Source organism: Pseudomonas batumici (assembly GCF_000820515.1).
Taxonomy (GTDB): Bacteria; Pseudomonadota; Gammaproteobacteria; order Pseudomonadales; family Pseudomonadaceae; genus Aquipseudomonas; species Aquipseudomonas batumici.
This window is the reverse complement of record NZ_JXDG01000061.1, coordinates 1-25,336: the sequence shown is the minus strand read 5'-3', so window position 1 is coordinate 25,336 and position 25,336 is coordinate 1. Positions and strand designations below refer to the sequence as shown.

The window sequence follows — 25,336 nt, the reverse complement described above, 5'->3', positions numbered from 1 at the left end:
CCTTGATCAATTGAGCCAGATTAGACGCTGGGGCCGATTCGTCGAATCGGCCCCAGGACAGTCAGGTGTCAGAGAATGTTGAATGGAATGGTGGTGACCACGCGGAATTCGTTGATGTTGCCATCACCCTGGTTCGCGCTGGCGCGGTGGGTGGTGTAGGTCGCACGAATCGAGGTGGCTTTCAGCGGACCGCTCTGTACGGCGTAGGAGGTACCGATGCCATATTCGTAGTGGTGCTCGCCGTTGAGGTTTTTCACGTCGTAGGCGGTGCCGGTGTAATGGGTACCGTCAATGCCCCAGCCGTGGACTTCATAGATGTTGAATTTCAGACCGGGAATACCGTACTGGGCCATGTTCAGGCCATAGGCAATCTGGAACGACTTCTCGTTCGGACCGTTGAAGTCCGACAGCATGGAGTTGGCCAGGTAGATACCGTTGGTTTCGTGCAGGTAGTCGAAGTATTCGTCACCGACGATTTGCTGGTAGGAGAAGGTCAGGCTGTGGGCCTGGTGGGTCAGGCCGAGAGACAGCGAGTAGGCGTCGTTGTCGATCTCGCCCATCTTCTTTTTGCCGGTATCGAGCGTCTTGTAGTAATTCAGGCCGGTCGTCAGGCCCAGCACCGAGGTGTCGCCCAATTCGTGGGTGGCGCCGAAGTAGTACTGGTTCCAGAAGTCTTCGACGTTGGCCATGTAGAGGCTGGTCTTCAGGCTTTTGAACGGCTGGTAGTTCAGGCCGACGGTATTGACGTGGTCGGTCTCGGCGCCGTTGTTGGTGTACTCGCTGCGGAACCTGGACAGGCTCTCTTCGGTTCGCGGCGACACACGGTCGAAGGTGGCGGCGTCAAAGGACAGGTTGTTGAATTCTTCGCTGTGAAGGCTGACACCCTCGAAGCTTGAAGGTAGTGGGCGGTTGCCGATGACATCGACGATCGGCGTGCTGAAGTTCTGGCGACCGGCGGTCAGGGTGGTGTTCGACACGCGGAACTTGACGTTGGCCAGGCCGATTTTGCTCCACTGGTCGATCGCGTCGCCATGGCGGTTGGCCAGGGTGCGGTTGCCGCCGCCGGCGATGTCCTCGCGACTGCGATCCAGGGCAATGGCGTTGTAGAGCGCCACTTCAGTGCTGACGCCAACCGTGCCTTGGGTAAAGCCCGAGCTGTAGTCGAGGATGGTGCCCTGAACCCAGTTGATGCGGCGCGGAATATGGGTTGGCACACCGTGTTTGTCGTAGGTGAAGCGGTCGTTGCGGCGCTTCAACTCGTTGGCGTACCAGTTGCGGGTCGTACCGCCCAGGCTCTGGCCGTCGATGAAGCCCTTGGCGTCGTTTTGCGCGTTGGTCGAATTCAGGCCTGTGGGCACGAAATCCTGACTCTGGGTGTCAGCGTGAGCCATCACGGTGGCGCTGCTGATGGCCAAGGCCAATAACGCTTGGTGAGAGAGTTTCAAGGTAAAGCTCCTTATTTTCTTTTTTTAATACCGGTTTTCTAGGTTTATCCGGCTTTTGTGGTGGACACTTTTTGTTTGCGCAATCGTTTGCTTGGCAGTGATTTGCCGAATTTCGGCAGCAAGTTGCTCGAGAGGCGAAATTCGCCCCCGCGGCACGGGTCATGGTTTTATTGTTCGATACTGACGCCCGAGAACACGTTGCGCCCGAAGGGACTGACCTTGAAACCTTCGACCTTGCTACTCAACGGCTGGTTGACCGTCGAATGGGCGATGGGGGTAATGGGCACCTGTTGCTTGAGCAACTGCTGGGCCTGTTGGTAAAGCACCGCGCGTTGGTCGCGGTCGGTGACGAGCTTGGCTTGCTTGATCAGCTTGTCGTATTGCGGGTTGCACCACATGGAGTAGTTGTTGCCGCCAATCGCGTCGCAACCGTAGAGGGTGCCGAGCCAGTTGTCCGGGTCACCGTTGTCGCCGGTCCAGCCGATCAGGCTGATGTCGTGCTCGCCATTCTTGGTACGCTTGATGTACTCGCCCCATTCATAGCTGACGATCTTCACCTTCAGGCCGATCTTCGCCCAGTCGGCCTGGAGCATTTCGGCCATCAGCTTGGCATTGGGGTTGTACGGGCGTTGCACGGGCATGGCCCAGAGGGTGATTTCGGTGCCTTCCTTGACGCCGGCGGCCTTGAGCAGTTGCCGGGCTTTTTCCGGGTTGTAGGGGGCGTCCTGGATGCTTTCGTCGTAGGACCATTGGCTGGGTGGCATGGCGTTGACCGCCAGCTGGCCGGCGCCCTGGTAGACCGCATTGAGAATGCTCGGCTTGTTCACCGCCATGTCGAGCGCCTGGCGGACCTGGAGCTGGTCGAAGGGTTTGTGTTGCACGTTGTAGGCGATGTAGCCCAGGTTGAAGCCGGGCTTCTGGATGACCTGCAGCTTGGGGGCCTTCTTCAGCCCGTCGACGTCGGCGGGGCGCGGGTGCAGGGTGATCTGGCATTCACCGCGCTTGAGTTTCTGCACCCGCACCGAGGCATCGGTGTTGATGGCGAATATCAACTGGTCGAGCCGGACCTGGTCCGGGTCCCAGTACTGCTTGTTGGCAACGTAGCGAATCTGCGCGTCTTTCTGATAGCGCTGGAACACGTACGGCCCGGTGCCGATGGGCTTCTGGTTGATCTCGCTCGGTTTGCCGGCCTTGAGCAACTGCTCGGCGTATTCGGCGGAGAGAATCGAGGCGAAGCTCATGGCGATGTTCTGGATGAACGCGGCGTCGACCGAATTGAGGGTCATGACCACGGTCAGCGGCCCGGTCTTTTCGACCTTGGCGATGTTCTTGTTCAGGCTCATCCCGTTGAAGTACGGAAACTCGGTGGGGTAGGCCTTGCGAAACGGCTGCTCGGCATCGAGCATGCGATTGAAGGTGAACACCACGTCGTCGGCGTTGAAGTCGCGGGACGGCGTGAAGTACGCGGTGTTGTGGAACTTGACGCCCTTGCGCAGGTGGAACGTATACACCAGACCATCCGCGGAAATATCCCAGCTTTCGGCCAGCGCCGGGGCGACGGTGGTCTCGCCTTTGACGAACTCCACCAGCCGGTTGTAGAGCGGCTCGGCGGCGTCATTGTCGGTGGCGGTGGTGTACTGCGCGGTGTCGAACCCGGCCGGGCTGCCCTCGGAGCAGAACACCAGGCTGCCGGCAGCCTGGGCGAAAGGAGAACCCGCCCACAGGGCGGCTCCCACCAATGCGGATAATGTGAAGGTCTGGCGCATGACGGTCCCAATCCTTTTTTATTGTCATCGGCGAGCAATGGCCGTGTTGGGAACACGGAAAAGATCGCCGATCAAGTCAGTAAATGCAGCAATGCCGCTCGTGAACGCATATCAGCGAAGTCTTGACGTTACGAAGCCAAGTCGATGCGGTAAATGCGTAGAGCCTTAGAGAGTTGTAGGAAATCTCTGTGCAGCAGAGATGCGCTCTGCTGTTACAGCGAACGGATTTCGGACAATTCCTGCAATTCTGGCGGATGAGGCGAAGACGACGCCGGTTGGACGCCGTCTTCGCACCACCTCACTTGCTGACGCTGACGCCGTAGAAGGAGTTCAAGCCGAACGGGCTGATCTTGAAGTCCTGCACTTTGGCGCTCATGGGTTGGTACACCGTCGAGTGTGCGATAGGTGTATAGGGGACTTGGTCTTTGAGGATGTGTTGCGCCTGCTTGTACAGCTCGGTGCGTTTGGCCTGGTCCGCAGTGGACTTGGCTTCCTTGATCAGATCCTCGAAGGGCTTGTAGCAGAACTTCGAGAAGTTGTTGCCGTTGACCGCGTCGCAGCCGAACAGCACGCCCAGCCAGTTGTCGGGGTCACCATTGTCACCGCTCCAGCCAATCAGCATGGCTTGCTGCTCGCCCGCCTTGGAGCGCTTGATGTATTCGCCCCACTCGTAGCTGACGATCTTGACGTTGAGGCCGATGTTCTTCCAGTCGGACTGGAGCATCTCTGCCATCAGCTTGGCGTTGGGGTTATACGGACGCTGGACCGGCATGGCCCACAGGGTGATCTCGGTACCTGGCTTGACGCCGGCTTCCTTGAGCAGTGCCTTGGCCTTTTCCGGATCGTACTTGGCGTCCTTGACGGTGGTGTCGTAGGACCATTGGGTCGGCGGCATGGCGTTGACCGCCAGTTGGCCGGCGCCCTGGTAGACCGATTCGATGATCTGCTTCTTGTTCACCGAGATGTCCAGCGCCTGGCGCACGCGCAGGTCGGCCAGCGGGTTGGCGGCGGTCTGGTCCTTGAGGACCGGCATCACGTTGTAGGCGATGTAACCCAGGTTGAAGCCGGCCTGCTCAGGCATTCTCAGGCTGTTGTCGGCCTTGAGCGGGGCGATGTCGGCCGGGCGAGGGTAGGCGGTGATCTGGCATTCGCCCTTCTTGAGCTTCTGCGCGCGTACCGAGGCGTCGGTGGTGATGGCGAAGATCAGGTTGTCGACCTTGACGTCCTCAGGCTTCCAGTAGTCCTTGAAGCCGGTGAAGCGAATGTTCGAGTCTTTCTGGTAGCTCTTGAAGACGAACGGACCGGTGCCGATCGGCTTCTGGTTGATGTCGCTGGCCTTTCCTTCCTTGAGCAGCTTGTCGCCGTACTCGGCGGACTGGATGGAGGCGAAGCTCATCGCCAAGTCCTGGATGAACGCGGCATCCACGGTCTTCAGGGTGAACTTGACGGTCTTGTCGTCGAGTTTTTCCACCTTGGTGATGTTGGTGTCCATGCCCATGTCGGTGAAGTACGGGAATTCAGTCGGGTAGGCCTTGCGGAACGGCATGTCCTTGTCGAGCATGCGGTTGAAGGTGAACAGCACGTCGTCGGCGTTGAAATTGCGCGTCGGCTTGAAGTAATCGGTGGTGTGGAACTTGACGCCTTCACGCAGGTGGAAGGTGTAGGTCAGGCCATCGGGGGAAACGTCCCAACTGGTCGCCAGGCCAGGAGTCACGGCGGTGCCGCCACGTTCGAACTGGCTGAGGCGGTTGAAGATGGTTTCCGCGGAGGCGTCGAAGTCGGTTCCGGTGGTGTACAGGCCTGGATCGAAACCGGCCGGGCTCCCCTCGGAGCAGAACACCAGGTTAGTCGCAGCGACAGCGAACGGTGCGCTGGCCAGGAGGCCTGCGCCGACTAAAAACGGAATGACTGCTTTTTTAAGCATGGTGGCCTCATGATTTGTTGTCATTTTTGGTAGTGAGGACGACCTCGTGAGTCGACCTGCGGATACTTATGCAGGCCCCATACCCATTGCAAGATGCAGAGACGTGCTAAGCGTCGAAGAGTGGCACGAACGTACATGAATGTCGCAATTGTGTAAATTCTGACGCATTTGTCAGCTTTCGAGGGACTTTTCAGGTGCACGGGGCGCACCATGGGCGGGCAACCGGGGCGCCTGGCGCACCCGGTTGGGGCATTGGCCTACTGGCCCAGGCTCACGCCATAGAAGGGGGTCAGGCCGAAGGGGCTGATCTTGAAGTCGTGCACTTCCCGGCGCAGCGGCTGGAACACCGTCGAGTTGGCGATCGGGGTGATCGGCGCCTGTTCCTTGAGGATTTTCTGCGCCTGTTGATAGAGCTTGACCCGTTCGTCATGGTTGCTGCTGAGCTTGGCTTTCTGGATCAGCTGGTCATAGGCCGGGTCGCACCACTTGGCGTAGTTGCTGCCCTTGACCGCGGCACAGCTGTAGAGCACGCCGAGCCAGTTGTCCGGGTCGCCGTTGTCGCCGGTCCAGCCATAGATCATGACGTCATGCTCGCCATTCTTGGCGCGCTTGATGTACTCGCCCCATTCATAGCTGACGATATTGGCCTTGATCCCGACCTTGGCCCAGTCGGCCTGGATCATCTGCGCCGACATCCGGGCATTGGGGTTGGAGGCCCGTTGCACGGTCATGGCCCACAGGTTGATCTGTGTGCCTTCGGCCACGCCGGCTTCCTTGAGCAGCGCGCGGGCCTTGGTCGGGTCGTAGGGCGCATCCTTGATGCTCGGGTCATAGGACCACTGGCCCGGCGGCAGGGCGTTCTGCGCCAGTTGGCCGGCGCTCTGGTAGACGGCCTTGATGATCGCCGGCTTGTCGATGGCCATGTCCAGGGCCTGGCGGACCTTGAGCTGGTCCAGGGGCTTGTGGGTGACGTTGTAGGCGAGGAAGCCCAGGTTGAAGCCCGGCTGCTGCTGCACCACCAGGTTCTTGTCCTGTTGCATGATCTCGATGTCGGCCGGGCGCGGGTAACCGCTGACCTGGCATTCCCCGGCCTTGAGCTTCTGCAGGCGCGCGGCGGCATCCGGGGTGATGGCGAAGATCAGGTTGTCGAGCTTCACGTCCTCGGGTTTCCAGTAGGCCTTGTTGGCCACGTAGCGGATCTGCGCGTCCTTCTGGTAACGCTTGAACACGAACGGGCCGGTGCCCACGGGCTTCTGGTTGATGTCGGCGGCGCGGCCTTCCTTGAGCAGTTGCGCGGCGTATTCGGCGGACTGGATCGAGGCGAAGCTCATGGCCAGGTTCTGCACGAAGGCGGCGTCGATATGGTTCAGCGTGAAACGTACGGTCTGGTCGTCGAGTTTTTCGACGCTCTTGATCGTGGTGTTGAGGTCCATATCGCTGAAATAGGGCGATTCGGAAGGGTAGGCCTTGCGGAACGGGTGATTGGCGTCGAGCAGGCGCTGGAAGGTGAAGAGCACGTCTTCGGCGTTGAAGTCGCGGCTCGGCTTGAAGTCGTCGGTGGTATGGAACTTCACGCCAGGGCGCAGGTGGAAGGTGTAGGCCAGGCCGTCCGGGGCAACGTCCCAACTCGTGGCCAGGCCGGGTTCGACCTCGGTGCCGCCGCGTTTGAACTGGGCCAGGCGGTTGAACACGGTTTCCGCGGAAGCGTCGAAATCGGTGCCGCTGGTGTACTGGCTCGGGTCGAAGCCGGCGGGGCTGGCTTCGGAGCAGTAGACCAGGGTCGAGCTGGCCTGGGCCAAGGGCGCGCAGGCCAGCAAGGTGGCGGCCAACAGCAGGGGTTTGAAGGCAATCTTTTCCATTGAAAGGCCTCGAGGGTGCGCAATAGAGCGGGGAGAGGCCCGACTCTAGCACGCCCTGTCGAGGTCTTGGCGCCAAGCAAACGCGGAAGAGCACCGCGGCCCTTGTGGGAGCTGGCTTGTCGGGACGCCGCACCGCAGCGATGGGGCCCTCAAACCATGCATCGACCATAAGGACGCCATCGCCAGCAAGCCGGCTCCTACAAGGGATCGTGTTCAGGCTGCAGATTACTGCAATACCTCGATCACCCCGTCGGCATTCATGTTGACTTTGGCCTTGCCGGCTTCCACTTCCGGCGTCGGCGCTGCCTCCATGGCCGCCGCTTTCATCATCATCGCGCCGCGCGGGAACGGCTGTGGATAACCGTTGCTGTTGAGGTTCAGGCTGACGATCTTGTAGCCCTTGCCACCCAAGGCCTCGGTGGCCAGTTGGGCGCGGGCCTTGAACGCGGCGATGGCCTCCTTGAACAGGGCGTCCTCGCTGGTCTTGCGGGTGGCGGTGGCGATGGCGAAGTCCATGCTTTCCATTTTCAGGTCCTGCATCAGTTCGCCGGTCAGCTTGGACAGGGCGGCAAAGTCGCTGCTTTCCAGGCGCAGTTCGGCGCGTTCACGCCAACCGATGATCTTCTGGGTCTTGTTGTCGTAGATCGGGTAGCTGTTGCGACTGCCCTGGCTCAGGCTGACTTCCTTGACCGCCTTGGCCTGGCCCAGCGCCTTGTTCATGCGGGTGGTGATGTCGGCGGCGAGCTTGGCCGGATCGCTGTTCTGCGCCTCGGTGTAGAGGGTCACGATCATCAGATCGCGGGCCACTTCCTGGCTGGCTTCGGCACGCAGGGAAATCTGGTTGTAACGAGCCTCGTCGGCGGCCAGGGCCGGCAGGCTGGCGAGGGTGCTGAGGCTGAGGGCGAGAAAGGCGGCGCGACGTGTGAAGTGCATATGAAGCTCCTTGGGATTCGGTGCGCGGTGGTGACGGGCAGTCCCGCGTGCAGACATCAGACTACGCTCGGCGTGTCGGGTTCGCGCGGTTACAACTTCAATACAGAGTAGAGCTGGTTGTAGGGGGCTGTGTGGCGAGCGGGCTTGTTGGAACGATGTTTGTCGACTGTGGCTGTTTGCCGCACATTTACCTGCCCGCGCCCCGGCTTGGTTATACTCGTGGCGATCCGCCTGGAGCGCTCATCAGGAGAGCTCATGCTCGCCCCCGTTCAATTGCTGTCCGCGACTCGCCAGAACCTCTGGCGCCTGACCTTCATCCGTATTCTGGTCCTGGCCGCCCAGGCCGGCTCCGTGGGAATCGCCTACTGGTTCCAGCTGCTGCCGCTGCCCTGGTTGCAACTGGCGATGACCCTGGTCTGTTCCATGGTGCTCTGCGCGTTCACGGTGGTGCGCCTGCGTACCACCTGGCCGGTCACTGAGCTCGAATACGCCGTGCAGCTGGCCTGCGACCTGTTTATCCACAGCGCCTTGCTGTACTTCTCCGGGGGCTCGACCAACCCCTTCGTGTCCTATTACCTGGTGCCGCTGACCATCGCCGCGGTGACCTTGCCCTGGCGCTATTCGGTGGTCCTCTCCGGCGTGGCACTGGCGCTGTACACCTTGCTGCTGGTGCAGTTCTACCCGCTGGAAACCTTGCCGATCTCCCGGGAAAAGCTGCAGATCTATGGTATGTGGCTGAGCTTCGCCCTGGCCGCGGCAGTGATCACCTTCTTCGCCGCGAAGATGGCCGAGGAACTGCGGCGCCAGGAAGAATTGCGCGCGTTGCGTCGCGAAGAAGGCCTGCGTGACCAGCAACTGCTGGCCGTGGCGACCCAGGCCGCCGGCGCCGCCCACGAACTGGGGACGCCCCTGGCAACCATGAGCGTGCTGCTCAAGGAAATGCGCCAGGATCATCCGGACCCGCTGCTCCAGGACGACCTGAGCGTGCTCCAGGATCAGGTCAAGCTGTGCAAGGAAAGCCTGCAGCAACTGGTCCGCGCCGCCGAGGCCAATCGTCGAATGGCGGTGGAAATGCAGGATGTCACGGTCTGGCTCGACGAAGCGCTGAACCGTTGGCACCTGATGCGCCCGGAAGCCAGCTATCGCTTCCAGCGCCTGGGCCAGGGCGATGTGCCGCGCCTGGCGCCGCCGCCGGACCTGACCCAGGCCTTGCTCAACCTGCTGAACAACGCCGCCGATGCCTGCCCCGAAGGCCTGGAAGTGCGACTCGATTGGGATGAGGAGACCCTCACCATCAGTATCCGTGACCACGGCGCCGGTGTGCCGCTGGCCATCGCCGAGCAGATCGGCAAACCGTTTTTTACCACCAAGGGCAAAGGTTTCGGCCTGGGCCTGTTCTTGAGCAAGGCCAGCGTGACACGCGCCGGCGGCTCGGTGAAACTCTACAGTCATGAGGAGGGCGGCACGCTCACCGAGCTGCGCCTGCCCCGTGTTGCCCGAGGAGACGAAGCATGAGTGACGAAATCCAGGTCGAAGGCGAGGAACTGCCGCATCTGTTGCTGGTGGACGACGACGCCACCTTTACCCGCGTGATGGCGCGGGCCATGAGCCGCCGCGGCTTTCGCGTCAGCACCGCCGGTTCGGCCGAAGAGGGCCTGATCCTGGCCCAGCAGGACGTGCCGGACTATGCCGCGCTGGACCTGAAGATGGACGGCGACTCCGGCCTGGTGCTGCTGCCCAAGCTGCTGGAGCTCGATCCGGAGATGCGTGTGCTGATCCTCACCGGCTACTCGAGCATCGCCACGGCGGTGGAGGCGATCAAGCGCGGTGCCTGCAACTACCTGTGCAAGCCGGCGGATGCCGACGACGTGCTGGCGGCCTTGCTCTCCGAGCATGCCGACCTCGATACCCTGGTGCCGGAAAACCCGATGTCGGTGGATCGCCTGCAATGGGAGCATATCCAGCGCGTACTGACCGAACACGAAGGCAATATCTCCGCCACCGCCCGCGCCCTGGGCATGCATCGGCGGACCTTGCAGCGCAAATTGCAGAAGCGGCCGGTGCGGCGCTGAACCGGCGCTGAACGAGTCCGTCGCAAAGCGCCCTACGCCGGGTGCGAATCATCTATGATCGGTTGGTGAAATTTCCTACTCCAACCGAGCCTTAGAATGACTAAGAACGCTGAATATTCCGTGGTCAACGATGCAGTAAAAGGGCATTTTTTTCGTAGGGTCTGGCAACTGGCCTCGCCTTACTGGCGCAGTGAGGAGAAGGGCAAAGCCTGGTTTTTGCTGATCAGTGTCGTGGGCCTGTCGCTATTCAGCGTTGGCATCTCGGTCTGGTTCAACAATTGGTACAAGGATTTCTACAACGCCTTGCAGGAGAAAAACAGTGAGGCCTTCTGGCACCTGATCCTGTATTTCGGCGGTATTGCCGCGGTTGCCATCCTCGGTGCGGTCTATCGGCTGTACCTGACCCAGATGCTGACCATCAGCTGGCGCCGCTGGCTGACCGAGCAGCATTTCAAACGCTGGCTCGAGCACAAGAACTACTACCAGATGGAGTCGGGCGGGAATACCGACAACCCGGACCAACGACTGAGTGAAGACCTCAACAGCTTTACCAGCGACACCTTGAGTCTGGGCTTGGGGCTGTTTCGCACGGTGGTCAGTCTGGTGTCGTTCTCGATCATTCTCTGGGGGATATCGGGAAGTATCGAAGTCTTTGGCATCACCATTCCCGGCTACATGTTCTGGTGCGCCTTCCTCTATGCGGTCATCGGCAGTTGGTTGACCCGGGTGATCGGCAGCCACCTGATCCCGCTGAATAATCAACAACAACGCTTTGAAGCCGATATGCGCTTCTCGTTGGTACGGGTTCGTGAAAACGCCGAAAGCATTGCCCTGTATGACGGCGAGCCCAATGAGAACCAGCGTCTCAGTACACGTTTCGGCAAGGTCTGGTCCAACTACTGGGCGCTGATGCGGGTCACCAAGCGCCTGACGTTCTTCACCTCCGGTTACACTCAGATCGCGATCATCTTTCCCTTCATGGTGGCGGCGCCACGCTATTTCGCCGGCAAGATCCAGCTTGGCGAGCTGATGCAGATCAACTCGGCCTTTGGCAATGTGCAGGAAAACTTCAGCTGGTTCATCGACGCGTACTCCACTATCGCGGTATGGAAGGCGACCTGTGACCGCTTGCTGAGTTTCCGTCAGGCCATGGACGACAATGAAGGCCGTGCGCCGGCCATCGAGGTGCAGAGCCAGGGTGAAGCGTTGCAGGTGAACAACCTGGACTTGGAGCTGGCGGACGGTCGGCATTTGCTGGCGGGTGCGCACATGAGTGTGGCCCCGGGCGAAAGGGTGATGCTCAGCGGGCGTTCCGGCAGTGGCAAAAGCACCCTGTTGCGCGCCATGGGCAACCTCTGGCCCCGGGGCGGCGGCAGCATTCGCTTGCCGGTCGGGCGTTCGCTGTTCCTGCCGCAGAAACCTTACTTGCCGATTGGCAGCCTGCGTGAGGCGATGAGTTATCCACAGCCGGGCGATGCTTACCCGGATGAGCGTTATCAGGAAGTCTTGCAGACCTGTCGCCTGCCGCACCTGGCCGGACGACTGGACGAAAGCAATCACTGGCAGCGGATGTTGTCGCCGGGTGAGCAGCAGCGCCTGGCCTTCGCCCGTGCGCTGCTCTATGCGCCGCAATGGCTGTTCCTCGACGAAGCCACGGCGGCCATGGACGAGGAGGATGAGGCGGCATTGTATCAGGCGCTGATCGACCAGATCCCGGGCTTGAGCATTGTCAGCGTCGGCCATCGCAGCAGCCTGAACAAATTCCACCCACGGCATCTGCGTATCGAGCGTGGACACCTGGTCACTCAGGACGCGGTCAGTGCATAGCCAAGAGTGATCGTACAACCCGGTTGAGCTATGATGCGGGCTCAGCCGTTCAGCCGAGATAGATGTTCGATATGGAAAACCAGAGCGCCGGGCTTCGCCCGACCCGAAAGCGCCGCAGCCTTGCCCAGGAACTGGTCACGGTACTCACCGAGCAGATCCGCGACGGCCAGCTCAAGCGTGGGGACAAGTTGCCCACCGAGTCGGCGATCATGGATGCCCATGGCGTCAGCCGTACGGTGGTGCGCGAGGCCATCTCGCGCCTGCAGGCGGCCGGGCAGGTGGAAACCCGGCATGGCATCGGTACCTTTGTCCTGGATACGCCGAGCCCCAGCGGTTTTCGTATCGATCCGGCGACGGTGGTGACCCTGCGCGATGTGCTGGCGATTCTGGAGTTGCGTATCAGCCTGGAGGTTGAGTCGGCGGGGTTGGCAGCGCAGCGGCGCACCACGGAACAGTTGGCGGCGATGCGTGCAGCGCTGGATGCGTTGAATGAAAGCGCGGCCCATGCCAGCGATGCGGTGGCTTCGGATTTCCAGTTCCACCTGCAGATTGCCCTGGCCACCGGCAACCGTTACTTCACCGATATCATGACCCACCTGGGCACCAGCATCATTCCCCGGACCCGCTTGAACTCGGCGCGGCTGGCCCATGATGACCAGCAGCACTACATGAACCGGCTGGGGCGTGAGCACGAAGAGATCTATGAAGCAATTGCCCGCCAGGATTCCGATGCGGCGCGGGCGGCCATGCGCCTGCATTTGACCAACAGCCGCGAGCGGCTGCGCCAGGCCCATGAAGAGGCCGAGGCGCAGAAGGGCTAAGTAGCTCGAAGCCTGAAATACGGACCTTGTGGGAGCGGAGCTTGCCCGCGAAGCTTTTGGCGACCTCAAGGCCGCCTTCGCGGGCAAGCTCCGCTCCCACACCAGGTTCTCTATGCGCCTTTCAGGATCGTCCGATCCACGCGCACCGCCCATTTCGCGGCTTTCGCCGGCACATCAAACGCAACTTTGCCGGTTGCATCTGCCTTCGCCCGGGCAACCGCCACGCCATCGGCCAGCAGTTCCAGCGGCATATCCTTGAGTGACTGACCGGAAGCCAGTTCGAGTTTTACGGTAAAGGTCATGGGTGCTCTCCTTGTCACTGATGATTGTCGATAAAGGTCGTGGCCTGGCCGTCCAGCGTGCCGATCAGCTCGGGCGAACCGCCGCGGAACTGGCGGAACACATGGCGTCCCGTTGCCCCCACTGACGCATCCGCCGGTACATTCAAGGTTGGCTGGAAGCGATCGGTCAGTTCGGCATAGGCCGTCCACGGGCCGATATAGGACTCGTCCAGCCCCTTGGTGTAGCTGAAGGCATACCGCACGGCATTGCCCGGCAGCCAGTTGGGCTCGCTGGGGTTGCGGCTCTGCCAGCCATCGGCCTTGATCGCCGGGGCCACGCCGGGCGGGTTGAGATAACCCGCGGGCAGGTTCGGTTTGTAGTCCTTGAGCAGCAGATAGGTACTCCAGCCCCACCAGCTGTCGCTCTGGCTGCGGTCGTTGAGGTTGTTGACGTCGTTGCGGCGCAGCACGGTCTTGCCCTTGAGGGCGAACAGCGGGGCGAAATTCAGGTTGTCCTGGCTGTTTTCCACCTTCGCCAGGTCCGGTACCGAGCGCAGGGCGGCAAAGCTCTCGGGGGGTACGACGACGCCACTGAGAAACGCCGCGAACACTTCATCCACCGACTGCTGCACCGCCTGTTTGACCTGGAGCCGGTTGCTGCTGTCAATCGTGTCGAAATAGCGCTTGTCGCCGTAGCAATTCCAGCGCTCGCCGCGAGCGTTGCTGACTTTCAGGCCGTACTTGCTGTCCTCGTCGTGCATGAAACGGGAGATCAGCGAACCCACGTCGGCGGGCGTGACGCTGTCGGCCAGTTGCTTGCGCGGCACACGCAAATGGCCGGCGGAGAACAGGTCGGTAAGGAAGTGATCGGCAAAGGCATTCATCGCGTAGGCCAGTTCCAGGTCCTGGTCGGTGCCACTCTTGCGGGCCACGACGGCCTGTTGCAAGGCAGCGGCGTGACCGGCCTGGTAGGCCAGCAAGGCCCATTCGCCGAAGTGGTCCCAGTTGCTGGCGGCCAGTTTCAGGTAGCGGCCCAGGGGGTACAGCGGCGAGGCGAAGCTGCCGCCACCGGTGATCTTGTTCCACTCGCCGGACAGGGTATCGCCCAGTTCGTCGTAGGCTTCGTGAGGCTGCTTGCCGTCCTTGATCGCCTGGTTGGCGGCGTTGATCTCGGTTTTCATCACTTGCAGGATCTTCTGCGCTTCTTCCCGGGAGGCGGGCAGCGTCGCCAACGAGTTGAAGGATGCGCTGAAGCGCGCCTGACGTTCCGCCAGGGTGGCGCCATCGGCGATCGGGCGGTCCGGGATACCGTAGAAATCTCCGCCCAGGGCGATGATCTGGCCATAGGTCAGGGCCAGACCGTTGGTCAGGTGCAGTTCGACCTGCCAGGCCGGAATGGCTGGTGCGTCCTTGGCAAAACGCAGCAGGGCGCTGTCGCCGATAGCTGTGTGTTCACCACCTTCGAAACGCGCCTGAGGCGAGCCCTTGGGTGCGACGCCGGGCGTCGTCGGCTGGTGATACTTGAGGGTGTGATGACCTTCGGCGAGCAGGATCACGGCCGCGCCGTCGCCTGGAATCGCGATGCCCCGTTCGGTAAAGAGGGTGTCGAGTTCGGCAATGACCTTGCCGTCGTGCAGCAGGAAATCCCCTGCGATCCGTTGAGTAGCTGACATTTCTAGCTCCTTGATATGTCGTCTTTTTCGTTTCAATTAACTGTATATATATACAGTTAAAATCGAATATAGATGAAAAATTTCCTACGTCAAGGAGGGAAATGGTTTGTGAGATTTCTTGAGCGATACCTGTTGACCTTTGTTATTTAAGTTGTACGATGACGTACGACATCAGCCAGCCTGCGCTGTCTCTTTCATCACAACGTGCTCCCAGGGTGTTCGAATAATGAATCCACAAGAACTGAAGTCCATCCTCTCCTCCGGCTTGCTGTCCTTCCCGGTGACCGATTTCACTGCCCAGGGCGATTTCCATCGCGCCGGCTACGTCAAGCGCCTGGAGTGGCTGGCCCCTTACGGCGCGACCGCGCTGTTCGCCGCCGGCGGTACCGGTGAGTTCTTCTCCCTGGCGGCCAGTGAATATTCCGAAGTGATCAAGACCGCCGTCGATACCTGCTCCGGCAGTGTGCCGATTCTCGCCGGTGTCGGCGGTTCGACCCGCCAGGCCATCGAATACGCCCAGGAGGCCGAGCGCCTGGGGGCCAAGGGCCTGCTGCTGCTGCCGCACTACCTGACCGAAGCCAGCCAGGAAGGCGTCGCCGCCCACGTTGAAGCCGTGTGCAAATCGGTGAAGATCGGCGTGGTGGTCTACAACCGCAATGTCTGCCGCCTGACCGCGCCCTTGCTGGAACGCCTGGCCGAACGCTGCCCGAACCTGATCGGCTACAAGGATGGCCTGGGGGATATCGAGTTGATGGTGTCGATTCGCCGCCGCCTCGGTGATCGTTTCAGCTACCTCGGTGGCCTGCCGACTGCCGAGGTCTATGCCGCGGCCTACAAGGCCCTGGGCGTGCCGGTCTACTCCTCGGCGGTGTTCAACTTCATCCCGAAAACCGCGATGGATTTCTACCACGCCATTGCCCGCGACGATCACGCCACCGTCGCCAAGATCATCGACGACTTCTTCCTGCCGTACCTGGATATCCGTAACCGCCGCTCCGGTTATGCTGTGAGCATCATCAAGGCCGGTGCGAAGATCGTCGGCCATGACGCCGGTCCCGTGCGCACGCCGCTGACCGATCTGCTGCCGGAAGAATACGAAGCCCTGGCCGCGCTGATCGACAAGCAAGGCGCACAGTAAGAACGAATAAACCAGGCCGCTGAGCAATCAGCGGCTTTTTCGGTTCAGGAGGTTTTCCGTGGCAGATGCAAAGCGTTTCGACAACTACATTGGTGGCCAGTGGGTGGCCGGTGCCGATTACTCGGCCAATATCAACCCGTCGGACTTGTCCGATGTCATTGGCGAATACGCCAAGGCTGACCTGGCTCAAGTGCAGTCGGCCATCGACGCCGCCCGTGCGGCGTTTCCCGCCTGGTCCACCTCGGGCATCCAGGCCCGCAGCGATGCGCTGGACAAGGTCGGTTCGGAGATTCTCGCCCGCCGCGAAGAGCTGGGGCACCTGCTGGCCCGGGAGGAGGGCAAGACCCTGCCCGAGGCCATTGGCGAAGTGACCCGTGCCGGCAACATCTTCAAGTTCTTCGCCGGCGAATGCCTGCGCCTGTCGGGGGATTACCTGCCGTCGGTGCGTCCGGGCGTCAACGTCGAAGTGACCCGCGAGGCCCTCGGCGTGGTCGGCCTGATCACGCCGTGGAACTTCCCGATCGCCATCCCGGCCTGGAAGATCGCCCCGGCCCTGGCCTACGGCAACTGCGTGGTGCTCAAGCCCGCCGAACTGGTGCCGGGTTGTGCCTGGGCCCTGGCGGAAATCATTTCCCGCGCCGGTTTCCCGGCCGGTGTGTTCAACCTGGTGATGGGCAGCGGTCGCCTGGTGGGCGACGCGATGGTCAACAGCCCGAAAGTCGACGGCATCAGCTTCACCGGTTCCGTCGGCGTCGGCCGGCAGATCGCGGTCAACTGCGTGTCGCGCCAGGCCAAGGTGCAGCTGGAGATGGGCGGCAAGAACCCGCAGATCATTCTCGATGACGCCGACCTCAAGCAGGCCGTCGAGCTGGCGGTGCAGAGTGCGTTCTACTCCACCGGCCAACGCTGCACGGCTTCCAGCCGGCTGATCGTCACCGCCGGGATCCACGACCGGTTCGTCGAGGCCATGGCCGAGCGCATGCGTTCGATCAAGGTCGGTCACGCGCTCAAGAGTGGTACCGACATTGGTCCGGTGGTGTCCCAGGCACAGCTTGAGCAAGATTTGGGCTACATCAACATCGGTCAGTCCGAAGGCGCGCGGCTGGTGTCCGGCGGTGGCCTGGTGACCTGCGATACCGAAGGCTATTTCCTCGCCCCGACGCTGTTCGCCGACAGTGAAGCCTCGATGCGCATCAGCCGCGAAGAGATCTTCGGCCCGGTGGCCAACATCGTCCGGGTGGCCGATTACGAAGCCGCGCTGGCCATGGCCAACGACACCGAGTTCGGGCTTTCCGCCGGTATCGCCACCACCTCGCTGAAGTACGCCAACCACTTCAAGCGCCACTCCCAGGCCGGGATGGTGATGGTCAACCTGCCGACGGCGGGTGTGGACTACCACGTGCCGTTCGGTGGGCGCAAAGGTTCGTCCTACGGCTCCCGTGAGCAAGGCCGTTATGCGCAGGAGTTCTACACCGTCGTCAAGACCAGCTACATCGGTTCGTAACCCGCTCTACCCGCACGGGGCCCTTGCCTGAAGCCCCGTGCGGTACATCCCTGAATGTTTTACCCGCGTAAAAAAATAAAGAGTGGGAGTACATCTACATGCAAGCGATCAAGCAGACCCACGTCCGCTATTTGATACTGCTCATGCTGTTCCTGGTGACCACGATCAACTACGCCGACCGTGCCACCATCGCTATTGCCGGCTCCAGCCTGCAGAAGAGCCTCGGCATCGATGCCGTCACCCTCGGTTATATCTTCTCCGCCTTCGGCTGGGCCTATGTGCTCGGGCAGATTCCCGGCGGCTGGCTGCTCGACCGTTTCGGCTCGAAGAAAGTCTACGCCCTGAGCATCTTCACCTGGTCGCTGTTCACCGCGCTGCAAGGCTATGTCGGCGAGCTCGGCGTCTCCACCGCCGTGGTTGCGCTGTTCATGCTGCGCTTCCTGGTGGGCTTGGCCGAAGCGCCGTCCTTTCCCGGTAACGCCCGCATCGTCGCGGCCTGGTTCCCCACCGCCGAACGCGGTACCGCCTCGGCGATCTTCAACTCCGCGCAATACTTCGCCACCGTCCTGTTCGCGCCGCTGATGGGCTGGATCGTGTTCGTCTTCGGCTGGCAGCACGTGTTCCTGGTGATGGGCGGCCTCGGCGTGCTGTTCTCGCTGATCTGGCTGAAAATCATCCACAGCCCGCGCCAGCACCCGATGATCAACGAGGCCGAGTTCGTCCATATCGCCGAGAACGGCGGCATGGTCGACATGGACCAGGGCAAGGCCGCCGGTGGCGGTCCGAAGTGGGACTACGTGCGTCAACTGCTGACCAACCGCATGATGCTCGGCGTCTACCTGGGCCAGTACTGCATCAACGGCATCACCTATTTCTTCCTGACCTGGTTCCCGGTGTACCTGGTGCAGGAACGCGGCATGACCATCCTCAAGGCCGGCTTCATCGCCTCCTTGCCGGCGATCTGCGGCTTTGTCGGCGGTGTGCTGGGCGGGATCATTTCCGACTACCTGCTGCGCCGCGGCCACAGCCTGACCTTCGCCCGCAAGGCGCCGATCATTGGCGGCCTGCTGCTCTCCACCACCATCGTCGCCTGCAACTATGTGGACATCGAATGGATGGTGGTGGGCTTCATGGCCCTGGCGTTCTTCGGCAAGGGCGTCGGCGCGCTGGGCTGGGCGGTGGTCTCGGACACCTCGCCGAAGCAGATCGCCGGCTTGAGTGGCGGCCTGTTCAACATGTTCGGCAATATCGCGTCCATCACCACGCCGATCGTGATCGGCTACATCATCAGCGCCACCGGCTCGTTCAAGTGGGCCCTGGTGTTCGTCGGCGCCAATGCGCTGGTGGCGGTGATCAGCTACGTGGTGATCGTCGGTGAGATCAAGCGGGTCGAACTGCGCGAGCCACCGGCCGGTCCCAGGCACGATACCGAGCCCCGTCTGACCCAAGCCCATTCCTGAGGAGCGGCTTCATGCAGTTGATTGAACATTCCGATTCGCCGCGCTACATCCGCCTGCACGAGCGGGACAACGTGGTGATCGTGGTCAATGACCAGGGCGTGCCGGCCGGCACCGAGTTCGCGGACGTCCTGGTGACCCGCGAGCCCATTCCGCAGAGCCACAAGGTGACCCTGGTGGACATCGCCGAGGGCGGCGAAGTGATCCGCTACGGCCAGGTCATCGGTTATGCGCTGGCGCCGATTCCCCGTGGCAGTTGGGTCAAGGAGGATCAGTTGCGCATGCCCACCGCGCCACCGCTGGACAGCCTGCCGCTGTCCACCGATGTACCGGCGGCCCAGGCGCCGCTCGAGGGCTTCACCTTCGAGGGCTATCGCAATGCCGACGGCACCGTGGGCACGCGCAATATCCTCGGCATCACCACCACGGTGCAGTGCGTGACCGGTGTGCTGGACCATGCGGTCAAGCGCATCAAGGACGAACTGCTGCCCAAGTACCCGCATGTCGACGATGTGGTGGCCTTGACCCACAGCTACGGTTGCGGCGTGGCGATCAGCGCGGCCGACGCCTATATCCCGATCCGCACCGTGCGCAACCTGGCGCGCAACCCGAACCTGGGGGGCGAGGCGCTGGTGATCAGTCTCGGCTGCGAGAAGCTGCTGGCCGGGCAGGTGATGCACGAGGGCGACAGCTCGGTGGACCTGAGCGAGCCCTGGTTGTATCGCTTGCAGGATGCCAGCCACGGCTTTACCGAAATGATCGAGCAGATCATGGCGCTGGCGGAAACCCGCCTGAAGAAACTCGATCAGCGGCGCCGGGAAACGGTGCCGGCGTCGGAGCTGATTCTCGGCATGCAATGTGGCGGCAGCGATGCGTTTTCCGGGATCACCGCCAACCCGGCCTTGGGCTATGCCTCCGATCTGCTGTTGCGGGCCGGGGCGACGGTGATGTTTTCCGAAGTGACGGAAGTGCGCGATGCGATCTACCTGCTGACCTCGCGGGCGGAGAACCTGCCGGTGGCCGAGGCGCTGGTGCGCGAGATGGACTGGTACGACCGCTACCTGGCCAAGGGCGAGGCCGACCGCAGCGCCAATACCACGCCGGGGAACAAGAAGGGCGGGTTGTCGAACATTGTCGAGAAGTCCCTGGGCTCCATCGTCAAGTCCGGCAGCAGCGCGATCAACGGGGTGCTGGGGCCGGGCGAGCGCTTCACGCGCAAGGGCCTGATCTTCTGCGCGACGCCGGCCAGTGATTTTGTCTGCGGTACCTTGCAGCTGGCGGCCGGGATGAACCTGCATGTGTTCACCACGGGGCGCGGTACGCCTTATGGCTTGGCGATGGCACCGGTGGTGAAGGTCTCGACCCGCACCGAGCTGGCGCAGCGCTGGCCGGACCTGATCGATATCGACGCAGGGCGCATTGCGACCGGGCGGGCCACGATCGAGGAGCTGGGCTGGGAGTTGTTCCACTACTACCTGGATGTCGCCAGCGGCAAACAGCAGACCTGGGCCGAGCGGCACAAGCTGCACAACGACATTACCTTGTTCAATCCGGCGCCGATTACCTGAGTTTGTGCAGGGCTTGAGGGCCTCATCGCTGCGGTGCGGCGTCCCGACAAGCCAGGCTCCTACAGTGTCCGTATCGAAACGATATTTTGCGTACGGCGCAATCCTGTAGGAGCAAGCTTGCTCGCGATGAACGATAACGCGGTGTCCCTGCCTAGAACACCGACCAACCGATCCGCTCGCTCAGCAGTTCCAGCGCCGCCATCCCCACCAGCGAGTTGCCGGCCGCATTCAGCTCCGGCGACCAGACGCACACGGTAAAGCGTCCCGGCACCACCGCGACAATCCCGCCACCCACGCCGCTCTTGCCCGGCAAGCCGACCCGATAGGCAAAATTCCCGGCCTCGTCATACAACCCACTGGTGGCCATGATCGAGTTGACCTGCTGGGTCTGGCGGCGGGTCAGGATCTGCTCGCCGCTGTGCTTGCAGAAGCCGTCATTGGCCAGGAAGCAGAATGCCCGCGCCAGGTCGATGCAGTTCATGCGCAGCGCACAGTGGCTGAAGTAACTGCGCAGCACCGCCTCCACATCGTTGTGAAAGTTGCCGAACGATTGCATCAGGTACGCCATGGCTGCGTTGCGTGCGCGGTGCTGGTATTCCGATTCGGCCACCTTGCCGTCCACCATTATCTGCATGTTGCCCGACAGGCGCCGGACGAAATCGCGCATCGACAACGCCGGCGCGGCGAAGCGCGACTGGTTGATATCGCAGATCACCAGGGCACCGGCGTTGATGAACGGATTGCGTGGGCGGCCGCGTTCGAACTCCAGCTGCACCAGCGAGTTGAAGGGCTGCCCGGAGGGCTCATGGCCCAGCCGCTCCCAGATCGCCTCGCCGGAGTGGCCGATCGCCTGCACCAGGCTGAAGACCTTGGAAATACTCTGGATCGAGAACGGCGTCTGCGCGTCGCCGGCCTGGAACACCTCGCCGTCGTTGCTGTACACGGCAACGCCCAGTTGATTGCCCGGCACATCCGCCAGCGCCGGAATGTAATTGGCCACTTTGCCCCGGCCGATCAATGGCCGGACTTCATCAAGGATCTCGTTCAACAGCGCTTGCATGCTCGGGCTCGCAGTCACTTCCCGCCGGGTTGCGGGTCTACATGCTGCTAGACGCCACGTGCGGGCTTCGGAGCACAGTTTTTACCGTCAGGTTTTTTGCCGTTGGCGCACAGGTGGACCGGATCAGTTCGTACTCGTTGAGACCGGAGCAGAGGCAGGGGTAAACTGCCTGCCCCGTGTAATGTCTGTTGGCTGGAGCCGGTAATGCGCAAAGATAAGAAACAGGTGATTGGTGACGAGATCGGCGATGCGCAGATCAAGTTGTTTCTCGATTTCGAGCCGGCCGATGCCACCTCGCCGTCCCTGCACAAGCTGATCAAGGCCTACCGTGGCCTGCGTATCGACGATTTCGAGCGGTTCCTGGTGTTCTTCAAGGAAGCCGGCTACGACCTCGACGGCAAGGACGAGCACGGCCAGGACTTCGTCGCCCTGATCCGCGATCAGCGCAATGCCGGCGACTATATCGAGTTGATCGACAGCGCTCGCGGCTGACTCCTGTGGCGAGCGGGCAAGCCCGCTCGCCACATTTGATTCTGAGCTAAAAAAACGCCCCGTTCTTCAACCGAAGAACGGGGCGTTTTTCATTGCGCGATCACCTCAAGCGTAGCTTTCGGTCTCGCTGCTCGGCTCCACCAGTTCCAGGCGGAGGTTGTTCTGCGCGTTGATCTTGCGATACAGCGCCGCATCCGTCTCCAGGACCTTTTCCCGTGCCGGGAAGATCTCATGGAGCTTGGCCGCCCACTCACCCTTGGCTTTTTCCGGGAAGCAGCGCTCGATCAGTTCCAGCATGATCGACACGGTGACCGAAGCGCCCGGCGAGGCGCCGAGCAGGGCGGCCAGCGTACCGTCCTTGGCCGCCACCAGTTCGGTACCGAACTGCAGGATGCCGCCTTTCTTCGGGTCTTTCTTGATGATCTGCACCCGTTGGCCGGCCGTTTCCAGGCGCCAGTCCTCGGCTTTCACCTCCGGGTAGAAGCGGCGCAGGGATTCCAGGCGCTGCTCCATGGACTGCATCACTTCGCTGATCAGGTACTTGGTCAGGTCCATGTTGTCGCGGGCCACGGCCAGCATCGGGCCGATGTTGCCAACGCGCACCGACAGCGGCAGGTCCATCAGCGAACCATGCTTGAGGAACTTGGTGGTGAAACCGGCATAAGGCCCGAACAGCAGGGACTTCTTGCCATCGACCACACGGGTGTCCAGGTGCGGCACGGACATCGGTGGCGAACCCACGGCGGCCTGGCTGTAGACCTTGGCCTGGTGGTGCTTGACCACTTCCGGGTTGTCGCAACGCAGCCACTGGCCGCTGACCGGGAAGCCGCCGAAGCCCTTGCTTTCCTCGATGCCCGAAGCCTGCAGCAGCGGCAGGGCCGCGCCGCCGGCGCCGAGGAAGACGAACTTGGCATCGACTTCACGGCTGTTGCCGCTGTTCACGTCCTTGATGCTCACGGTCCAGCCGGCGCCGTTGCGCTTGAGGCCGGTCACGCGCTTGCAGTACTTGACCTGGGCGTCGGGGGCGCTGGTCAGGTGCTTGAGCAACTGGTTGGTCAGGGCACCGAAGTTGACGTCGGTGCCTTTCAGCACGCGGGTCGCGGCAATCGGCTCGGCGGCCGGACGGCCCTGCATCATCAGCGGCATCCACTCGGCCAACTTCGCGCGGTCTTCGGTGTATTCCATCTCGGCGAAGGCATGGTGCGGATGCAGGCTTTCAAAACGCTTCTTGAGGAAGGCAATGTCCTTGTCGCCCTGGACGAAGCTCAGGTGCGGTACCGGGCTGATGAAGGACTTGCACGAGCCGAAGGTGCCTTTCTGCGCCAGGTAGGCCCAGAACTGCTTCGACACCTCGAACTGGGTGTTGATGTGCACGGCTTTCTTGATGTTGACGGAGCCGTCAGCCGCCTGCGGCGTGTAGTTCAGCTCGCACAGGCCGGCATGGCCGGTACCGGCGTTGTTCCACGGGTTGGAACTCTCCGCGGCACCGGAATCCATCAGCTCGACGACTTCCAGCTTGATCGCGGGGTCGAGCTCCTTGAGCAGCACCGCAAGGGTGGCACTCATGATGCCGGCCCCTACCAGGACCACATCGACTGCTTCGTTATGCGCCATTAACGCGTCTCCAAAATCTGCAGCACCACATTGACGGCATGGCTGCCGGGCATGGAAGGGGCTTGTTTGAGCTTAGCCCCGCAATGACCCGACCAGGATGGCCATGTCCGATTCTTCGCAATTTCTTGCAACTTCAGCGGACGCTGCCGGTGGGCCCAAGGTGCGTATGAACGCATGTGTGGGCAACACGGGCAATTCGACTTATGGTCAAGAGCGTCCGATTCGTGCAACCAAATCCGTAAGCGAACAGGCGTCAAGCACCTGTCGAGGTGTATCGGGTCCTGTGTGATGGGGCCGTTGGAGACGCTGATGGTGCCTGTTCAGACACGAAACTATTCATTTGTTCGCCACACTCTCGTGAAGTTGTGAAAACCCGTTTTTTCACGCTCTTTTGAAGACGTGAACCTCAAAAAAGGGCTGCCGCAGTCTGTCACCGGGCCCGTGGTGCGAATACCGGCCGGGAAGGGCAGGCGGCACGGGCCAACAACGCAGTGAGCGAGCGCAAGGGCAGCTCTGGCAGATTCGCTGAAAACGGTGGTTTGCGCTGGTATCAGCAAGCTCGCCGGCTTCACTCGATCTGTGTGGGCGGCTCTCTGTGGGCAGTACGAAGGTGCCGATGCAAGGGCATTGGCGGTGCTGCGAGGCCCGATCAGGAGACGTCCTTATAATCGGGGGGAGATTGTAACTAAGAAACGGGGAAAAATGGTCGTGTTTAATGACTTTTATTCGGCATCCGGTCAGGTGCCGGGCGTTTCAGCGATCAGAGGTTGTGCGCAGGGTGGCAGACCGGTGTGACAGGTGTGTGACCAGATGACGGCCGGGGGCGGTTGCCGGACGTTCGTGCCCGTGCGGGCGACGCTGGTTAGCGACACCCGGGCCCCGCTATACTCAGGGACTGAATGATGCCTGGTCCTTGGAGAGATGAGCATGTTGCAACGCCTGTTGTTCGGTTTGATCACAGTAACCAGTTTGACGCTTGTCGGCTGTGCCAACAGCCCGCAACAACTCAGCCCGCAACCCAAGCTCACCGTGCAACTGGCGCCGATCGGCCATGGCCAGCCGGTGGTGGTGCGGGTGGTGGACGGTCGCCGCTCGCCGGTGTTGGGTACCCGGGGTGGCCTGTACCCCGAGACCAGCGCCATTACCGTGCAAAGTGCCGACCTGATGCCGAAGCTGCAGGCCCAGGCCGAAGCTGCGGTACGCCTGCTGGGCTTCACCCCGTCGCCGAATGCCATGAATGTGCCGGTATTGACCGTGACCCTGTCCGACCTGACCTATCAGTCGCCGAAAGAGGGGGTTTATGTGACCGAGGCGAACATCGGTGCCAACTTCCGTTCCGATGTGAGCAGCGGCAACCGTCATTACAGCGGTAGCTATGGGGCGTCCTTGAACCAGCGTTTCGGCATGGCGCCGAACGAAGAGTCGAACACCAAGCTGATCAGCGACGTGTTGAGCGATGCGCTGACCCGGGTGTTCAAGGACCCGAAAATCGGCCAGCTGCTGAGCGAATAATGATATGAGTCATGTGGGGACGGCTCACGCCGCCTCCACATAAAGATCCAGCACGCTCACCCCCGTCAGCAGATCCGTTTCCGGCAGATCGGCGTGCTGATGCCCTCCCAATGCGCAATACACCAGCCAATGGCGATCCTGGACGTTGAACGACATGGCGTCCACCAGGGCTTGCTGTTCGTCGCTGGGGGCGATCAGGTAAAGGCGATCCTGGTTTTCTGCGTGCAGCATGACAAGCTCCGTGGGCTATCGAAGGGCGACAGACTGGCGTGTCAAGGTGACGTTCCGGTGACAATGGAAATCAACCCGACCAACAGAAACGACAACGGCGCCCACGGGCGCCGTTGTGATTCATAACCGTTGCTATTAGGGTCTGTACGAGAACTCGCC

20 protein-coding genes are annotated in these 25,336 nt (G+C 61.7%); 10 read left to right on the top strand and 10 right to left on the bottom strand.

The features are described 5' to 3' along the window. Positions 1 to 68: 68 nt before the first annotated feature. From UCMB321_RS23220 to UCMB321_RS23200, 5 genes are all read right to left on the bottom strand, one after another. Positions 69 to 1,445, bottom strand: a complete 1,377-nt coding sequence (locus tag UCMB321_RS23220) for an OprD family porin (RefSeq protein WP_040070989.1) — start codon at positions 1,443 to 1,445, stop codon at positions 69 to 71. Positions 1,446 to 1,612: 167 nt separating this feature from the next. Further along, entirely contained in the window at positions 1,613 to 3,211 is a 1,599-nt protein-coding gene (locus UCMB321_RS23215) for an ABC transporter substrate-binding protein (RefSeq protein ID WP_040070988.1), read from the bottom strand. A gap of 298 nt (positions 3,212 to 3,509) precedes the next feature. Continuing rightward, positions 3,510 to 5,135 (bottom strand): ABC transporter substrate-binding protein, encoded by a 1,626-nt coding sequence (locus UCMB321_RS23210; RefSeq protein WP_040070986.1) that lies wholly within the window; start codon positions 5,133 to 5,135, stop codon positions 3,510 to 3,512. 257 nt (positions 5,136 to 5,392) lie between these two features. Continuing rightward, complete coding sequence (locus tag UCMB321_RS23205) at positions 5,393 to 6,994, bottom strand: ABC transporter substrate-binding protein (protein WP_040070985.1); 1,602 nt, start codon at positions 6,992 to 6,994, stop codon at positions 5,393 to 5,395. A gap of 225 nt (positions 6,995 to 7,219) precedes the next feature. Next, positions 7,220 to 7,927, bottom strand: a complete 708-nt coding sequence (locus UCMB321_RS23200; protein ID WP_040070984.1) for an SIMPL domain-containing protein — start codon at positions 7,925 to 7,927, stop codon at positions 7,220 to 7,222. A 255-nt stretch (positions 7,928 to 8,182) separates the two neighbouring features. On the opposite strand from UCMB321_RS23200, the gene UCMB321_RS23195 reads away from it, so the two are divergent. The 4 genes from UCMB321_RS23195 to UCMB321_RS23180 all read left to right on the top strand — a co-directional run bounded on the left by UCMB321_RS23195 (position 8,183) and on the right by UCMB321_RS23180 (position 12,647). Then, a complete protein-coding gene (locus tag UCMB321_RS23195) occupies positions 8,183 to 9,442 on the top strand; it encodes an ATP-binding protein (RefSeq protein ID WP_040070983.1) in 1,260 nt (419 codons plus the stop codon). After that, positions 9,439 to 9,999, top strand: a complete 561-nt coding sequence (locus UCMB321_RS23190; protein ID WP_040070981.1) for a response regulator transcription factor — start codon at positions 9,439 to 9,441, stop codon at positions 9,997 to 9,999. Before UCMB321_RS23195 ends, UCMB321_RS23190 begins: the two co-directional genes overlap by 4 nt. 96 nt (positions 10,000 to 10,095) lie before the next feature. After that, on the top strand, positions 10,096 to 11,826 hold the full coding sequence (locus UCMB321_RS23185; protein ID WP_040070980.1) for an ABC transporter ATP-binding protein/permease: 1,731 nt from the start codon (positions 10,096 to 10,098) through the stop codon (positions 11,824 to 11,826). A 71-nt stretch (positions 11,827 to 11,897) separates the two neighbouring features. Then, positions 11,898 to 12,647 carry a FadR/GntR family transcriptional regulator gene (locus tag UCMB321_RS23180; protein WP_040070978.1) on the top strand — a complete coding sequence of 250 codons (750 nt, stop codon included), beginning with the start codon at positions 11,898 to 11,900 and terminating at the stop codon, positions 12,645 to 12,647. A gap of 110 nt (positions 12,648 to 12,757) precedes the next feature. Here the strand turns inward: UCMB321_RS23180 and UCMB321_RS23175 are convergent, their stop codons facing one another. Beyond that, positions 12,758 to 12,949, bottom strand: a complete 192-nt coding sequence (locus UCMB321_RS23175) for a hypothetical protein (RefSeq protein ID WP_040070977.1) — start codon at positions 12,947 to 12,949, stop codon at positions 12,758 to 12,760. Positions 12,950 to 12,963: 14 nt separating this feature from the next. After that, entirely contained in the window at positions 12,964 to 14,601 is a 1,638-nt protein-coding gene (locus tag UCMB321_RS23170) for a hypothetical protein (RefSeq protein ID WP_040070976.1), read from the bottom strand. A 226-nt stretch (positions 14,602 to 14,827) separates the two neighbouring features. Here UCMB321_RS23170 and kdgD point away from each other — a divergent pair, with 226 nt between their 5' ends. The 4 genes from kdgD to garD all read left to right on the top strand — a co-directional run bounded on the left by kdgD (position 14,828) and on the right by garD (position 20,268). After that, positions 14,828 to 15,739: a 5-dehydro-4-deoxyglucarate dehydratase gene (gene kdgD, locus UCMB321_RS23165; protein ID WP_040070975.1), complete on the top strand. Its 912-nt coding sequence runs from the start codon at positions 14,828 to 14,830 to the stop codon at positions 15,737 to 15,739. Positions 15,740 to 15,797: 58 nt separating this feature from the next. Beyond that, the gene (locus UCMB321_RS23160; RefSeq protein ID WP_040070972.1) at positions 15,798 to 17,243 is read left to right on the top strand and encodes an aldehyde dehydrogenase family protein; all 1,446 of its coding nucleotides are present in this window, start codon (positions 15,798 to 15,800) and stop codon (positions 17,241 to 17,243) included. Between the two features lie 98 nt (positions 17,244 to 17,341). Beyond that, the gene (locus UCMB321_RS23155) at positions 17,342 to 18,703 is read left to right on the top strand and encodes an MFS transporter (protein ID WP_040070970.1); all 1,362 of its coding nucleotides are present in this window, start codon (positions 17,342 to 17,344) and stop codon (positions 18,701 to 18,703) included. An 11-nt stretch (positions 18,704 to 18,714) separates the two neighbouring features. After that, positions 18,715 to 20,268: a galactarate dehydratase gene (gene garD / locus UCMB321_RS23150; protein ID WP_040070969.1), complete on the top strand. Its 1,554-nt coding sequence runs from the start codon at positions 18,715 to 18,717 to the stop codon at positions 20,266 to 20,268. A gap of 151 nt (positions 20,269 to 20,419) precedes the next feature. Here garD and glsB read toward each other — a convergent pair whose 3' ends face one another. Further along, positions 20,420 to 21,328: a glutaminase B gene (gene glsB / locus UCMB321_RS23145; RefSeq protein ID WP_040070967.1), complete on the bottom strand. Its 909-nt coding sequence runs from the start codon at positions 21,326 to 21,328 to the stop codon at positions 20,420 to 20,422. 204 nt (positions 21,329 to 21,532) lie between these two features. Here glsB and UCMB321_RS23140 point away from each other — a divergent pair, with 204 nt between their 5' ends. Further along, positions 21,533 to 21,820: a PA4642 family protein gene (locus UCMB321_RS23140; RefSeq protein WP_040070965.1), complete on the top strand. Its 288-nt coding sequence runs from the start codon at positions 21,533 to 21,535 to the stop codon at positions 21,818 to 21,820. Positions 21,821 to 21,925: 105 nt separating this feature from the next. Here UCMB321_RS23140 and mqo read toward each other — a convergent pair whose 3' ends face one another. After that, entirely contained in the window at positions 21,926 to 23,434 is a 1,509-nt protein-coding gene (gene mqo, locus UCMB321_RS23135; RefSeq protein ID WP_040070963.1) for a malate dehydrogenase (quinone), read from the bottom strand. 927 nt (positions 23,435 to 24,361) lie between these two features. Between mqo and UCMB321_RS23130 the strand changes: the two genes are divergently transcribed. After that, positions 24,362 to 24,946 carry a YajG family lipoprotein gene (locus tag UCMB321_RS23130; protein ID WP_040070960.1) on the top strand — a complete coding sequence of 195 codons (585 nt, stop codon included), beginning with the start codon at positions 24,362 to 24,364 and terminating at the stop codon, positions 24,944 to 24,946. Positions 24,947 to 24,970: 24 nt separating this feature from the next. Here UCMB321_RS23130 and UCMB321_RS23125 read toward each other — a convergent pair whose 3' ends face one another. Beyond that, positions 24,971 to 25,177 carry a hypothetical protein gene (locus UCMB321_RS23125; RefSeq protein WP_040070959.1) on the bottom strand — a complete coding sequence of 69 codons (207 nt, stop codon included), beginning with the start codon at positions 25,175 to 25,177 and terminating at the stop codon, positions 24,971 to 24,973. Positions 25,178 to 25,336 lie beyond the last annotated feature (159 nt).

What these genes read in the sequence shown, in the direction of transcription:
- UCMB321_RS23215 (WP_040070988.1), bottom strand. Translation starts at nt 3,211, where the DNA reads ATGCGCCAGACCTTCACATTATCCGCATTGGTGGGAGCCGCCCTGTGG.
- UCMB321_RS23210 (WP_040070986.1), bottom strand. Translation starts at nt 5,135, where the DNA reads ATGCTTAAAAAAGCAGTCATTCCGTTTTTAGTCGGCGCAGGCCTCCTG.
- UCMB321_RS23205 (WP_040070985.1), bottom strand. Translation starts at nt 6,994, where the DNA reads ATGGAAAAGATTGCCTTCAAACCCCTGCTGTTGGCCGCCACCTTGCTG.
- UCMB321_RS23200 (WP_040070984.1), bottom strand. Translation starts at nt 7,927, where the DNA reads ATGCACTTCACACGTCGCGCCGCCTTTCTCGCCCTCAGCCTCAGCACC.
- UCMB321_RS23195 (WP_040070983.1), top strand. Translation starts at nt 8,183, where the DNA reads ATGCTCGCCCCCGTTCAATTGCTGTCCGCGACTCGCCAGAACCTCTGG.
- UCMB321_RS23190 (WP_040070981.1), top strand. Translation starts at nt 9,439, where the DNA reads ATGAGTGACGAAATCCAGGTCGAAGGCGAGGAACTGCCGCATCTGTTG.
- UCMB321_RS23185 (WP_040070980.1), top strand. Translation starts at nt 10,096, where the DNA reads ATGACTAAGAACGCTGAATATTCCGTGGTCAACGATGCAGTAAAAGGG.
- UCMB321_RS23180 (WP_040070978.1), top strand. Translation starts at nt 11,898, where the DNA reads ATGGAAAACCAGAGCGCCGGGCTTCGCCCGACCCGAAAGCGCCGCAGC.
- UCMB321_RS23175 (WP_040070977.1), bottom strand. Translation starts at nt 12,949, where the DNA reads ATGACCTTTACCGTAAAACTCGAACTGGCTTCCGGTCAGTCACTCAAG.
- UCMB321_RS23170 (WP_040070976.1), bottom strand. Translation starts at nt 14,601, where the DNA reads ATGTCAGCTACTCAACGGATCGCAGGGGATTTCCTGCTGCACGACGGC.
- kdgD (WP_040070975.1), top strand. Translation starts at nt 14,828, where the DNA reads ATGAATCCACAAGAACTGAAGTCCATCCTCTCCTCCGGCTTGCTGTCC.
- UCMB321_RS23155 (WP_040070970.1), top strand. Translation starts at nt 17,342, where the DNA reads ATGCAAGCGATCAAGCAGACCCACGTCCGCTATTTGATACTGCTCATG.
- garD (WP_040070969.1), top strand. Translation starts at nt 18,715, where the DNA reads ATGCAGTTGATTGAACATTCCGATTCGCCGCGCTACATCCGCCTGCAC.
- glsB (WP_040070967.1), bottom strand. Translation starts at nt 21,328, where the DNA reads ATGCAAGCGCTGTTGAACGAGATCCTTGATGAAGTCCGGCCATTGATC.
- UCMB321_RS23140 (WP_040070965.1), top strand. Translation starts at nt 21,533, where the DNA reads ATGCGCAAAGATAAGAAACAGGTGATTGGTGACGAGATCGGCGATGCG.
- mqo (WP_040070963.1), bottom strand. Translation starts at nt 23,434, where the DNA reads ATGGCGCATAACGAAGCAGTCGATGTGGTCCTGGTAGGGGCCGGCATC.
- UCMB321_RS23130 (WP_040070960.1), top strand. Translation starts at nt 24,362, where the DNA reads ATGTTGCAACGCCTGTTGTTCGGTTTGATCACAGTAACCAGTTTGACG.
- UCMB321_RS23125 (WP_040070959.1), bottom strand. Translation starts at nt 25,177, where the DNA reads ATGCTGCACGCAGAAAACCAGGATCGCCTTTACCTGATCGCCCCCAGC.